Genomic DNA, 13273 nt, shown 5'->3' with positions numbered 1-13273 from the left:
GCGCAATGTCGGCACAGCACGTCCTGATTGTTGAAGATTCGCTGGTTTATCGTCGGCTGTTGAGCCGAATGTTGACGCAGTGGGGCTATATCGTCAGTGAGGCGGAAAACGGCGTCGCTGCACTGGCGATCCTGGAGAACCAGTCCGTCAGCCTGGTGATTAGCGACTGGGAAATGCCGGAGATGAATGGCCTGACGCTGTGCCGGGAAGTTCGCCGCCGCCACTTTGGCCACTACGTTTATCTGATATTGCTCACCGCCCGCGAAAATCCGGGCGATTTAACGCTGGGGTTTGAGGCCGGGGCCGACGATTTTCTCAGTAAGCCGGTGGAGCAGAGTGAACTGCGGGCGCGGCTGCATGCCGGGGCGCGGATCCTCTCTCTGGAGTCTGACCTCGCCGCGCGCAATGCGCGGCTGAGCGAAGCGCTGCGGCAGATTGAGCACGATTTGGAGCTGGCGGCGCGCATTCAACAGTCGGTTCTCCCCGCCCATCAGCTGTGCCATCAGGGTTTTTTCTCCGACTGGATATTCCTGCCGTCGGCCTGGGTATCGGGGGATATTTTTAATGTTTTCCCACTGGGGGATCATCTCGGGTTTTACTGCGTGGATGTCTCCGGGCACGGCGTAGGGGCGGCGATGATGTCGCTTGCCGTCGCCCGCCAGTTTCTGCATGGCAGGGCGGTTGAGCGTTTTCTTTTTACTGCAGACAACCAGCCGGCGTCACCAGCCGAGGTGGTGCAGATCCTGAATGGTCGTTTTTGTAGCGACGAGGCAGATATCGTCAGCTATTTCACCCTGATCTATGGCGTCATCGACATGAAGACCGGCGCGGGTAAACTGTGTCAGGGCGGTCATCCTACCCCCTTTATTGTTAGCCTGGATGGAAGTGTTCGGCGGGTCGGCAGCGGTGGCGCGCCGGTGGGGCTGATAGACAATCTCTCATGGGCAGATGTCAGCTTCTCGCTGGCGCCGGGGGAGCGGCTGTGCCTCTTCAGCGACGGTATTACCGAATGTGAAAACCTGAGCGGCGAACAGTTTGGCGACGTGCGCCTGCAGGGTTGTCTGCAGGATGGCGTGAGGCTTTCGCTACCTACGCTGCTGGCGGAATTTGCCGGGCATCTCACTCGTTGGCGCAATGGTGATGGCCGTGAACCGCAGGCAATGGCTGATGATGTGTCACTCTTGATTATTGAACGTACAGGGGACAGTGATGAAAATTGATACTGAACGGCAGGCCTCGGTCACGATCCTGACGCCGGTTGTGCGGCGGCTGGATGCTTCCGTCGCAGTGGCCTTTAAAGCGGCAATCGTCCAGGAGATAGGCGAAGCGCCCGGCGATCTGATTGTTGATTTCAGCAAAATTGATTTTATCGACAGTAGTGGTCTGGGAACGCTGGTTTCTCTGATGAAAATCATGAACGGAAAAGGTGAGATGACACTGTGCGCGCTGAACCCTGGCATCCGCAATATGTTCACGCTGACCCGTATGGATCGTATTTTCCGTATTTGCGAGGATCGCATTTCAGCGCTTGCGCAGTTAAATCAGTGATGTGCCCGTGAATAGCATCATGATGTTTCCTGCCGAACTCACCTCGCTTTCACCGCTGGCGGAGTGGCTTGCCCAGCAAATGGCTCCGCTGCCTGTCGGGGAGGAGTGGCGTTTCGCGCTCGATCTCGCCGCCTGTGAAACGGCGACGAATATTATTCGCTATGCGCTGCATGAGGATGGGCAACGTCGTTTTGGTGTGGAATTTAGGGTCGTGGACCGACGGGTGACGTTGCGCTTTACCGACGCGGGGGAAACCTTTCCCGCCGAGCGCCTGGCGCTGGCGCGTAGTGATGAGCACTTTGATGTCGATCCGTTAGCGGAAAGCGGTAGAGGCTTGCGGCTTATTCTGCGTGCGGTGGACTGTTTTGACGTTGAAATTAATGCAGGGAAGAATATTACCACCCTGATAAAAGCGTTGCCTGGTCCCGCTGTTAATCATTCAACCGACAAAAACGGCGGTTGATAAAAAGACACCATCCGCCTGGCGGATAACAGGCATACTTTACCCACGCATACTTATTGTTGTGCCTGTGCAGTGGACTGCGCGCCCAGATGACGAGGGCGGATAGCATCAAATGTCATCATCGCCGATTTGCAAAAAATACATTTTGCACCGAAAGGGTTTTTTTCCGTCACGTCAAACTGAGAGGTTCGGTACTGGGAGCCATGGCAGCATGGGCATCTAAAATGGATATGTTCGATCATAATATAAACCTTGTATGGGTAATGTTCTGTTGAAAAGACAATGGTCGTTTTCAGGAAAATTAACGCGGCTATTTTTTGTTAGTGGTAAGCCGGGTTTTGGGTCAGATGGCGGCTTATTTCGTGAGCCGATAGGGGATCTGACAGGGCCTGTTTACAGAAAAAGCAAAATACTAACGGGACTGCTCAAAGGAAGGTGGTATCAGGGATAACGCCTGGAGATGAGAACTCGTACTCAGATAATAACTTTTCGTCTGGTAAATCGACACAACGATTAACGCACGTGCCGCGAATAATAGCAAATATTATTTTAGCCTTCCGGATGCCTGCTGTGTCAGGGGTGCCTTCATCAGCACCGTCACCCAGTCGATAAATACCTGTACCCGGGCAGAGAGCTGCCGGTTGCTGGGATAGAGCAGGGACAGCGGCAACGGCGCAGGGCGATAATCAGCGAGAATTTCAACTAATGCGCCAGCCGCCAGATCGGCCATAAGACGGGGCAAGGGCGCCTGGTACAGGCCAAAGCCAAGCCTTGCCGCTTCGGCGCCGACGTCGGCATCTGAGGTCAGCAGCCGGCAGGGCAAACTGACCTCGGTCTGAAGGCCATCCAGGGTAAAGGTCAGCGGCAAGGTACGGTGCGTACGCGATGACACAAATCCAATCATCTGGTGATCCGCCAGCCCGTCGATCGTTTTCGGCGTACCGTACCGGGCGAGGTAGGCCGGGCTGGCGCAGGTGATCTCCTGCAGCCTGGCGAGTGACCGGCAGATCATCTCGCTGTCGGGAAGATGACCACCGCGAATGACGCAGTCGACACCTTCGCGAACCAGATCGACGTCGCGCTCGCTTTCGCCGATCTGCAGGGTAATGTCAGGATAGCGGGCGAGAAACTGCGGCAGCGCGGGCAGAAGCAGGGTCCGCGCCAGGTTACCCGCCACGTCTACCCGAATAGTGCCGGAAATGCTCCCCCCGGCGCTGCGGTTGGCCTCCTCAAGCGCAGACAGAATGGACACGCAGCGCTGATAATACAGCGAGCCCTCCGCCGTCGGCGTTACGTGTCGGGTAGTGCGCTGTAGCAGCCGGGCCCCGAGGCTTGCCTCCAGCGCCTTAATAGCCGCAGTCGCCACCGGCCGGGAAACCCCCAGATCCGCGGCCGCGGCGCTGAATGAGCCACGTTCGACGATGCGCACGAACAGGGTCAGGGTATCCAGTCTATCCATGACATTGTTCCAGCTGGCAAAACAATCCTGTCGCGCAACGCGGTCTTATCGTCGGCATGCAGAAGCCTATAATCGCTCATGTTTTCAGCAGAGATAAAAGGGGGAAACATGAACAATAGCGCAAAAATTGCCCTGGTGACAGGCGGCAGCCGCGGCCTGGGGCGCGCGACCGTTGAAGCGCTGGCTCAGCGCGGCGTAAATGTAGTACTGACCTACAAAACGCGTCTTGTCGAGGCGAGCGAGGTGGTTACACGGGTTGAAGCACTGGGCGCCCGGGCGATCGCGCTGCCCTTCAGCGCCGGCGACATCGACACCTTTGACGCGTTTGTTAGCGCCTTTCAGGGCGCGCTGGCGGAGCTGGGTGCCGGTAAATTTGATTATCTGGTCAATAACGCCGGCAACGCCAGCGGCATGGGTTTTCTTAACGCCACGGAAGCGGAATTCGATGCGCTGTATCGTATCCACGTGAAGGGCGTTTTTTTCCTCAGCCAAAAACTATTGCCGCTGCTGGCAGACGGCGGGCGAATAGTGAATGTCTCGTCCAGACTGACCCGCATCGTGATGGCGAACCGGGCGCCCTATGCGATCATGAAATCCGCGGTGGAAACCCTGACCCGCTATATGGCGTTTGAGCTGGGCAGTCGCGGGATCTCGGTTAACTGCGTGGCGCCCGGCGCCATCGCCACCGATTTCAGCGGCGGGGCGGTGCGGGATAACCCGCAGGTCGCCCAGGCTGTCGCCGCGATGACAGCGCTGGGCCGGCCTGGCCTGCCAGAAGATATCGGGCCGATGATCGCCTCGCTGCTATCTGAGGATCATCGCTGGGTGAATGCCCAGCGAATTGAAGTCTCCGGGGGAATGCGCATCTGAGCGGAGAAAACCGCTGCCGTTTTCATCCTTAGTCAATCGGTGTGGCAGAGGATGCCGGCATCGCGCAACGCTGAGCAGAGATAAGGAAATAAAATCTGCCGCGTTGCTCATTAAAGAGTAGTGATTGACCTTATTGCCTGAATGCGCAAGATTATTGTTGAATAAACAGCCAATATACTAAATATATTTAATACACTTATGATAGGATTAAAGATATGGATTTTGAAAATGAATTGACCAGCAAGATTCTTGATCCCATTCATGGCACTATTCGTTTGACGATGCTCGAGATTGCATTTATCAATCACCCCCTGTTCCAGCGCTTACGCAATATTAAACAGAACTCTTTTTTATATAAGGTGTTTCCCTCTGCGGTGCACAGCCGCTTCGAACACTCTCTTGGCGTACTGCATTTATCAAGTGAAATACTCAATAATTTACGTCTCAATGCGATACGCTATCAAAAGAAATATGATGATGGCCATGTGTTTTGTCATATCGATCAGATACCAAAACACAACATTCAGGAGTTGAGACTGGCTGCGCTGATGCATGACATCGGGCATGGGCCTGTATCCCACCAGTTTGAGAGTTTTATGCCCAGTAAGCACGAATTCTCCGATGTTCTCCCTAAAGCCTTCCATTCGGTCATCGATGTATTAAGCAAGCCAGATCAGAAAGTTGAACATGAACAGCTCTCGCTGCTGTTCAGCCTGATGATTTATGATGATCTGAGAAAACAGGGTAAGGTCGATGACGAAATAAAAATAGAAAACGTGCTAAAAATCATCGAAAAAAGATACGGTGACCAACAGATCATTGAGGAAATTAATGGAGAGGCAACAGATATCCTGCCGTTAATGACCTCGATTATCTCTTCCTGTCCGATCGATGCCGATCGGATGGATTACTTGCTCAGAGACGGCTATTTCTCCGGGGTTAAATGTGGCATCTACGATTACAATCGCTTGTTTATGTCTATTGTGCCTGTCGAGGAAGAGGGAAAACTGTACCTCGCTTACAAAGAGAGTGGAATTGACTCGATCGCTGAGTTTATCGGGGCGCGCTCAAGCCTTTTCTCACAGGTGTATTACCATAAAACAAACCGCGCCTTTGCGACGATGTTGAGCAAGTTATGCGAGCTTATGCAAAGCAAGGATCCACAAAATGTCATTATCACCGATGTTAGCGACCGTATTGTTGACCCTGGCGTTGAAAGCTTCATTGACGTGCTGAAGGATTTTTATTTAGCATGCAGTGATGATTATTTTTTGAATGAAAAGCTTGGTGAATGGATAGATATCAGCAATACCGAAGCGGTTAATAAAAAAATACTTGATGACATTATTAACCGACACCCATGGTCGAAGGTCTATGAGGCCAAGCACTCTGTTTATAAAGCTAACATCGCTGACAAGGAAAATAAGGCGTGGAAGAGTCAACTCACCGGGTTATTGACTTCTGTATTACAGCCTCATTTCAAACCACATGAATTTGCCGTTGATATTGTCTCCGACTGCGCCTTTAAAGACCTGGATAAAACCGAAGTTAAGCTTTTGGTGAAAGATCTTAAGAACCGCTACGAAATAAAACCGTTAATTGAATGTGGTGATAAGTTAAATCAATATCAAATCATCAAATATTGCATTCGGGTATTTGTTGACCGCGATATCAAAGCACGCGTAACTCCTGAAATAATCTATAAAATCAATGAAATAGTGGTAAAGCAGATCGCGTTGCTGAATTGATGATGCCCGCCAGGGCAGCGATAAACCTTTCAGGGTCTGGCTTGTTTACCGGACCCTGGAGATAAGCGAGAAATCGTGGTGCATCGTCGCTGTCGGGATTGCATAAAACAGCACTACCGTCCGTTACTTTACAACGCCCTGAGGCATATCCTCCTCAGGGCGGCGGGTGGCTCAGCAAAAACGCCGGCTCAGTATGATTATTCCGCCAGCAGGGCGGCGAATTTCGCCAGCCACTGCGGGTGGGCCGGCCAGGCGGGAGCGGTGACCAGGTTACCGTCCACATATGCCTGGTCGATACCGATCTCGGCATAGTGTCCGCCGCTCAGGCGCACTTCCGGGGCACAGGCGGGATAAGCGCTGCAGGTGCGGCCCTGGAGAATACCGGCGGCGGCCAGCAGCTGCGGGCCATGGCAGACGGCGGCGATAGGTTTACGCGCGGCGTCGAACGCCTGTACCAGTTTAATAACCTCCTCATTCAGGCGCAGATACTCCGGCGCCCGGCCGCCGGGGATCACCAGCGCATCGTAGCTCTCGGCCTTTACTGCGGCGAAGTCAGCGTTCAGCGTGAAGCGATGGCCCGGCTTTTCGCTATAAGTCTGGGCACCATCAAAGTCGTGGATCGCGGTCATGACATAGTCGCCGGCGGCTTTATCCGGGCAGACGGCATCGACCTGGTGGCCAATCATTTGCAGTGCCTGAAAAGGGACCATCGTTTCGTAATCTTCGGCATAATCACCGACCAGCATCAGGATCTTCTTGCTCATCGTGGTTACTCATTGTGGGAGAAAAGGTGTCTTAGATATAGCCTGGCGCTCCGCAGAATGCGAACTGTCCTGAAGCGCGGCGACAGCGACATGAGCGTCTTGTTATCAGCATCATGTTTTTCCGGCAATGGCGCTCTTTTTAGCCAGCCCCTGTGGCCGCCCACGATACGACGTCAACTGTGCCCCGGTCGGGGTTGAGAAGAACCAAAGCCCTTGCGTACGGCGCCGTTTCGCGCAGGTGCGTTGTCCGCGATCCACCTACCTTGCGACAAGGGGTTACGAACGCGCGGTGCTATCTGGAGAGAATAATGCTAACAATGGCATCGCTATTTATATTCATATATTTTATATTTTTATGGGCGCTTTAATATTTTGCATTAATATCATCTGTATCAAAATCTATTATTCTTATCATTGATTTTTTATCATCCATTAATGAACATGTGTAATTCTTGTTGTTAAGAGAAAATATCTTCATCTTATGAATATATTTAATAAATTTTCTTGTTAAGTTGATCGATAATCTATTTTTGTTTTATGATTGCCACGTTTTTCACTGTCAACTCTTTACTCATTATTCCCTAAGGAAAGGAACTGCTATGGCTGATACGTTCCAGAATGAAGTCCCCAAGGCTCGCATTAATCTCAAATTATCTCTCCATACCGGCGGCGCGCAAAAAAAGGTTGAACTACCGCTCAAGCTGCTTACCGTCGGTGATTTTAGTCATGGCAGGGAAAACCGGCCATTATCGGAAAGAGAAAAAATCAGCGTCAATAAAAATAACTTCAACAGCGTACTTTCAGAATTTAGCCCGGAGGTTAATCTTTCCGTACCGAATACGCTGACCGGCAACGGCGAAGAGGAGAATGTCAGGCTGCGTTTTACCGATATCAAAGATTTTGAACCGGAACAGGTCGCCCGGCAAATTCCGCAACTGCGCGCCATGCTGGCAATGCGAAATTTATTACGCGATCTCAAATCCAATCTTCTCGATAACGCCACTTTCAGAAAAGAGCTTGAGGCAATCCTGAAAGATCCGGCGCTGTCCCAGGAATTACGTGACGAAATGAGTGCACTTGCCCCGAAATAATTTCGAGGCAAGTCTGTTAATGGATTAACCGGGAAAATGCTAATGTCTGTTACCACAGAAAATGCTCCTGTTCAGGGGCAAACCACGCTGCAGGAAAATAGGGTGGGCGAGGGCGTTTACGCCTCGCTGTTTGAAAAAATTAATCTCGCCCCGGCGTCTCGCCTCGGGGATATCAACGACTTTCTGGACGATGCCGCGCTCTCCGAGGCGCCGGCGGCAGAACGTCTCACCGCGGCGATGCAGGTGTTTATGGAGCGCATCCGCCAGTCCGGCCAGCGGGTGGACAAGCTCGACAAAACGCTGATTGATCATCACATCGCCGAACTGGATTTCCAGATAAGCCGCCAGCTGGACGCGGTGATGCACCACCAGGAGTTTCAGCAGGTCGAATCCCTGTGGCGTGGCCTCAAACAGCTGGTGGACAACACCGACTATCGCCAGAACGTGAAAACGGAGATCCTCGACGTCGCCAAAGACGACCTGCGCCAGGACTTTGAGGACGCGCCGGAGCTTATCCAGAGCGGCCTCTACTGGCACACCTATACCGCGGAATATGACACTCCCGGCGGCGAGCCGATCGGCTCGGTGATCTCGGCCTATGAGTTCGATGCCAGCCCGCAGGATGTGGCGCTGCTGCGCAATATCTCCCGCGTCTCTGCGGCCGCCCATATGCCGTTTATCGGCGCCGTCGGTCCGGCCTTTTTCCTGAAAGAGACCATGGAAGAGGTGGCTGCCATTAAGGATATCGGCAACTACTTCGATCGCGCGGAATATATTCGCTGGAAGGCGTTTAGTGAAACCGACGACGCCCGCTACATTGGCCTGGTGATGCCGCGCGTGCTGGGTCGTCTGCCGTACGGCCCGGACACCGTGCCGGTGCGCAGCTTCAACTATGTCGAGCAGGTAAAGGGGCCGGACCACGAAAAGTATCTGTGGACCAGCGCGGCGTTTTCCTTCGCTTCCAATATGGTGAAGAGCTTTGTCAATAACGGCTGGTGTGTGCAAATTCGCGGTCCGCAGGCCGGTGGCGCGGTGAAAGATCTGCCCATCCACCTGTACGATCTGGGCACCGGCAACCAGGTGAAGATCCCTTCCGAGGTGATGATCCCGGAAACGCGGGAGTTTGAGTTTGCAAGCCTGGGCTTTATCCCGCTGTCGTACTACAAAAATCGTGATTACGCCTGCTTCTTCTCGGCCAACTCCGCACAGAAACCGGCGCTGTACGATACCGCCGACGCCACCGCCAACAGCCGCATCAACGCTCGTCTGCCTTACATCTTCCTGCTGTCGCGCATCGCGCACTACCTGAAGATGATCCAGCGCGAGAATATCGGCACCACCAAGGACCGACGGCTGCTGGAACTGGAGCTGAACACCTGGGTGCGGAGCCTGGTGACTGAAATGACCGACCCTGGCGACGAGCTGCAGGCCTCCCATCCGCTGCGCGATGCCAGCGTGGTGGTGGAAGATATTGAGGATAACCCGGGCTTCTTCCGCGTGAAGCTGTACGCGGTGCCGCATTTCCAGGTCGAGGGGATGGACGTCAATCTGTCGCTGGTTAGCCAGATGCCAAAGGCGAAGGCGTAGGTTCGGACGATGATGAAAACGGAACGTCCGTTGTGGGGGCGGGGCATTATGGTGTCGCCCCAGCATTTTCAACAGCAGGCTGCGTATGCAGCCTGGACTGCGGAAGTGATTGCCCGGATGGGGCTTAACCACCCCTGGGGAGTGGTTGAGGCGACCTTCGACCCAGAGATGCTCAAACTGGGCCGCCTGCAGGCTCACAGGCTGCAGGTCCGGTTCCAGGATGGCACGATGATTGATACGGACAATGCCGATGCGCTGCCGTCCGCGCTGTCACTGGACGGCGCGGACGGCGAGGCGGTGATCGTGCTGGCGCTGCCCCTGATGCAGGCGAATGGCGGCAACTGCCTGAAGCCGGAGGAGGTGGCCGAAAGGCCGGTGCGCTTCCGGCAGCGCTGGTGTGATGTCCGCAACCAGTTCGGGGATGATACCCGGCAGATTGCCGTCATGCAGCCGGAGCTGACCCTCCGCTTCGCCCATCAGGACAACAGCGATTACCTGACCTGTCCGCTTGTTCGCCTGCAGCAGGATTCGCAGGGCGCCTGGTTTATCGACGAGACCTTTATCCCGCCGCTGTTGCAAATCCAGGGAAGCCGCTGGCTGACGACGCAGCTTGAACAGTTGCTCACCCAGCTCCGGGCTCGCCTGGCGCGCCTGATGGCCATGCGTCGCGAGAGCAATGAACGGATGGCTGATTTTGCCGTGGCCGATGTTTCACTGTTCTGGCTGCTGAATGCGCTGAACAGCGCTGAGCCGGTGCTGGGATACTTTCTGCGTTACCGGCAGAGCCCGCCGGAGCGCCTCTATCCTGAGCTGGCGCGCCTGGCCGGTAGCCTGCTGACCTTTTCGCTGACCCACCAGGCGAATGCCGTCCCGGTCTATCAGCATGACCAGCTGAACGCGGTCTTTCCGCCGCTGTTTGATTTACTGAGCGACCTGCTGGAGGCGAGCCTGCCGTCGCGGGTGGTGGCGATTGCGCTGGAACATGATAAACGGCTGCACTTCTGGCAGGCGCGTCTGCACGATGCCCGGCTGCGGGAAGGGGCTGATTACTATTTGTCAGTGCGTTCGTCGGTACCGGTTGCCCGGCTGCAGGAGCAGTTTCCGCGCCAGTGCAAAGTGGGCAGCCCGGACCATGTCAAAGCCATCGTCAACTCCTCCCGGGTGGGCGTGCCGCTGACGCCGCTGCGTCATGTGCCGGCCGCCATTCCGCTGCGTCTGGAAAATCAGTATTTCAGCCTCGATGTCACCCACCCTCTGGCGACGGAAATGCTGCAGAGCGGCACCTGTATGTTTTACGTCCCGGGCATGCTCGGCGAGCCTGAACTTGAACTCTTTGCGGTATTGAGAACATGAGTGAGCCTGAACGCAGCTCTGCTGCCTCGATTGATATTGATGCCCTTCTGCAGGACACCTGGCTGCAGGTTATCAGCCTGCGCCACGGCCCGCAGTTCCGCGATGAGGAAGGGCGCACGTTGTGGGAGCGCTGCATTGCTGATGTCGAACGCGTACAGCGTGAGCTGAAAGCGAGCGGGCTTGATGAGCGCAGCTGTCAGCATATTCTTACCGCCCAGTGCGCGCTGCTCGATGAAGCAGTAAAGGGGCGCGGCGTGGAGGATGATGCCTGCCTGCAGTGGTATGACATTCCGCTGCAGGGACACTTCCTCGGCACCATGGATGCCGGCGACACCCTTTGTGAGCGGATGCGGGAAGTCCTGCGTGAACCGGCGCCCGACCCGGCCGTGGTGACCTGTTTTCAGCGGGTGATGCTGCTGGGGTTTCTTGGCAGCTTCCGCTCCCTTAACGACCCCGAGCGCCAAAGGCTGGTCAACGCACTCAGTGAACATGTAGCGCCTTTCCATTGCCCGCCAGCCTCGCCGGTGCTGGTAGAAAGTCGTGCCGGTCCGGGGATAAGCGGCTGGCTGGCTTCATGGCCGGTACGTATTGGCCTGAGCGTGGTGGTGGTACTCGCCCTGTGGTGGGGGCTTAACCACTGGCTCGCTCACCTGCTGTTAACCCGGTTACCGGGGGAGGTGAAATGAGCCCGGCGCAACACCGCGGGCTGGCGTTATGGGCCGGTCTGCTGAGTGCGCTGGTCTGCCTGCTGTTCTTACCGGTTCCCCGCTGGGGAGCGTGGCTCATTCTGCTGGTCATGCTGATCCTGATTGCGGGAAGCTGGCGCATCGCCAGTCGTCGGACTGGGCGCAATCTCACGTCAACCCTGGACAATCTTCCGGGCGGCGCTTATCGCCAGCCTGTCGTCCTCGTCTGTGGCGATCTGCCGTGTGTCTGGCCGCAGCCATCACCGGTGCGGGTCGTTAAACAGGGCTGCTGGATCCGCGTGGAAAAGACAGAGGACCTGCAGCAAATGGCGCACCAGGTGTTGAATCTGCGACCGGAGTGGGGTCGTCAGCTGTCAGCGCTGGTCTGCGTTTGTCCGCAGCAGCACGCGCAAAGCGAGCGGCTTACCAGCCGTCTGCTGGCCCTGCGCTGGCAACTCAGCCAGCTGCGTCAGCAAACGGGATATGCCGTGCCGCTGGTACTGGGCGGGCAGGTGGGGAGCGCGATGGCCCACGTCATGCTGTGGCAGTCGGTTCTGCCAGGTGAAGCGGTGAAAACCTGGCCGCCCTCCTGCGCCCCCTGTTCCGTACCGGCATGGGTAAGCGCCAGCGGGGCGGCCGCGCTGGAGCAGCAGGTGCTGATGAACAGCCTGATGGGCTGGTTTGAACAGCACGTCACTGCCGTGTTGACGGAAGAGAATACCGACCTGCCGCCCCTGACCCCGGCGGCAGTGCTGTGGGGCCTCGGACCCTCGCTGCCCGGAAGTCTGGCGTCGTCAGCCTGGACGACGTGGTTATCCCGACATAGCGGCCTGTCGCGGGTAGCGGGCTGGCAGCCAGATGAGCGCGACACCGGGGACGCTTCAGCTTTGCCGGATTTTATCCTGCCGCAATTACCGGCAGGGCGGGGGCTCATGCCACGGGGCAGGACCTGGCGCGCGGCGCTCGCTATTTTCACCCTCGCAGCTATCGCCGCGCTGCTCAGCAGTGGCTGGAACAATCGACAACTGCTGCAGCGCGTGGGCGTCGATATTGCCCGTTATGAGCGGATTGCGATGGATGATTATGAACCAAAAGCCAGCGCTGTCAGGGTGCTGCGTGAAGATGCCGCGCTGCTTGATAGCTGGGCGCGTAACGGCGTCCCGCTGCGCCTGAGTCTGGGCTTGTATCACGGGGCGCAGATTCGCCTGCCGTTGCTGGAGGCGATTCGCGGTTACGTGCCGCCTCCGCCGCCGCCCAGGCCGGTGCAGCGCGTCGCGCCGAACGTCATCCGCCTTGACAGCATGTCGCTATTCGATACCGGGAAATGGGTACTGAAGCCTGGTTCGACAAAGCGGCTGGTCAGCTCGCTGATGGACATTAAGGCCAGGCCCGGGTGGCTGATCGTGGTGGCGGGCCATACCGACAGCGTGGGTGAGGAAAAAGCCAACCAGCTATTGTCGCTGAAACGTGCGGAATCGGTCCGCGACTGGATGCGCGATACCGGCGACGTGCCGGACAGCTGCTTTGCCGTTCAGGGCTATGGCGAAAGCCGACCAATTGCAACAAACGATACGCCGGAAGGCCGTGCGCTGAACCGTCGTGTCGAAATCAGTCTGGTGCCGCAGGTAGACGCCTGCCGGTTACCGGACCAACCCTCTGCGTCATCCCAGGATGATGGCGCTTCACTACACAATGGAGAGTAAT

At 56.1% G+C, this 13273-nt stretch carries 13 protein-coding genes; 10 read left to right on the top strand and 3 right to left on the bottom strand.

Annotated features, from left to right (window positions below):
• Nucleotides 1–5: 5 nt before the first annotated feature.
• Genes B8P98_RS15725 through B8P98_RS15715 form a run of 3 tightly spaced genes read left to right on the top strand, consistent with a single transcriptional unit; the run spans nucleotide 6 to nucleotide 2011 of the window.
• The gene (locus B8P98_RS15725; RefSeq protein ID WP_025714187.1) at nucleotides 6–1220 is read left to right on the top strand and encodes a PP2C family protein-serine/threonine phosphatase; all 1215 of its coding nucleotides are present in this window, start codon (nucleotides 6–8) and stop codon (nucleotides 1218–1220) included.
• Nucleotides 1210–1548: an STAS domain-containing protein gene (locus B8P98_RS15720; RefSeq protein WP_095033209.1), complete on the top strand. Its 339-nt coding sequence runs from the start codon at nucleotides 1210–1212 to the stop codon at nucleotides 1546–1548. Before B8P98_RS15725 ends, B8P98_RS15720 begins: the two co-directional genes overlap by 11 nt.
• 19 nt (nucleotides 1549–1567) lie before the next feature.
• On the top strand, nucleotides 1568–2011 hold the full coding sequence (locus B8P98_RS15715) for an ATP-binding protein (protein WP_025714189.1): 444 nt from the start codon (nucleotides 1568–1570) through the stop codon (nucleotides 2009–2011).
• A 53-nt stretch (nucleotides 2012–2064) separates the two neighbouring features.
• Here the strand turns inward: B8P98_RS15715 and ymcF are convergent, their stop codons facing one another.
• Both ymcF and B8P98_RS15705 read right to left on the bottom strand, forming a co-directional pair.
• Nucleotides 2065–2253 carry a cold shock small protein YmcF gene (gene ymcF / locus B8P98_RS15710; protein WP_008805199.1) on the bottom strand — a complete coding sequence of 63 codons (189 nt, stop codon included), beginning with the start codon at nucleotides 2251–2253 and terminating at the stop codon, nucleotides 2065–2067.
• Nucleotides 2254–2555: 302 nt separating this feature from the next.
• Nucleotides 2556–3470 (bottom strand): LysR family transcriptional regulator, encoded by a 915-nt coding sequence (locus B8P98_RS15705; protein WP_095033208.1) that lies wholly within the window; start codon nucleotides 3468–3470, stop codon nucleotides 2556–2558.
• 108 nt (nucleotides 3471–3578) lie between these two features.
• Here B8P98_RS15705 and B8P98_RS15700 point away from each other — a divergent pair, with 108 nt between their 5' ends.
• Both B8P98_RS15700 and B8P98_RS15695 read left to right on the top strand, forming a co-directional pair.
• Nucleotides 3579–4340: an SDR family NAD(P)-dependent oxidoreductase gene (locus B8P98_RS15700; protein WP_080897187.1), complete on the top strand. Its 762-nt coding sequence runs from the start codon at nucleotides 3579–3581 to the stop codon at nucleotides 4338–4340.
• Nucleotides 4341–4555: 215 nt separating this feature from the next.
• Complete coding sequence (locus tag B8P98_RS15695; protein ID WP_087805973.1) at nucleotides 4556–6088, top strand: HD domain-containing protein; 1533 nt, start codon at nucleotides 4556–4558, stop codon at nucleotides 6086–6088.
• 197 nt (nucleotides 6089–6285) lie between these two features.
• On the opposite strand, the gene B8P98_RS15690 is transcribed toward B8P98_RS15695, so the two are convergent.
• Nucleotides 6286–6852, bottom strand: a complete 567-nt coding sequence (locus B8P98_RS15690) for a DJ-1/PfpI family protein (RefSeq protein ID WP_080897185.1) — start codon at nucleotides 6850–6852, stop codon at nucleotides 6286–6288.
• Between the two features lie 599 nt (nucleotides 6853–7451).
• Here B8P98_RS15690 and tssB point away from each other — a divergent pair.
• From tssB to B8P98_RS15665, 5 genes are read left to right on the top strand one after another with little or no spacing between them, the layout of a single operon-like run.
• Entirely contained in the window at nucleotides 7452–7943 is a 492-nt protein-coding gene (gene tssB / locus B8P98_RS15685; RefSeq protein WP_025714937.1) for a type VI secretion system contractile sheath small subunit, read from the top strand.
• A 42-nt stretch (nucleotides 7944–7985) separates the two neighbouring features.
• On the top strand, nucleotides 7986–9530 hold the full coding sequence (gene tssC / locus B8P98_RS15680; RefSeq protein WP_095033207.1) for a type VI secretion system contractile sheath large subunit: 1545 nt from the start codon (nucleotides 7986–7988) through the stop codon (nucleotides 9528–9530).
• A 9-nt stretch (nucleotides 9531–9539) separates the two neighbouring features.
• Nucleotides 9540–10883 (top strand): type VI secretion system baseplate subunit TssK, encoded by a 1344-nt coding sequence (gene tssK, locus B8P98_RS15675; protein ID WP_167382670.1) that lies wholly within the window; start codon nucleotides 9540–9542, stop codon nucleotides 10881–10883.
• Nucleotides 10880–11569, top strand: a complete 690-nt coding sequence (tssL, locus tag B8P98_RS15670) for a type VI secretion system protein TssL, short form (protein WP_095033206.1) — start codon at nucleotides 10880–10882, stop codon at nucleotides 11567–11569. The genes tssK and tssL overlap by 4 nt, the downstream gene beginning before the upstream one ends.
• Nucleotides 11566–13272, top strand: coding sequence for an OmpA family protein (locus tag B8P98_RS15665; protein WP_095033205.1), 1707 nt, complete (start codon nucleotides 11566–11568; stop codon nucleotides 13270–13272). Before tssL ends, B8P98_RS15665 begins: the two co-directional genes overlap by 4 nt.
• Nucleotide 13273 lies beyond the last annotated feature (1 nt).

The organism is Klebsiella quasivariicola (assembly GCF_002269255.1).
GTDB classification, from domain to species: domain Bacteria; phylum Pseudomonadota; class Gammaproteobacteria; order Enterobacterales; family Enterobacteriaceae; genus Klebsiella; species Klebsiella quasivariicola.
The sequence above is the reverse complement of the archived record's forward strand: the minus strand, read 5'-3'. Positions and strand labels throughout refer to the sequence as shown.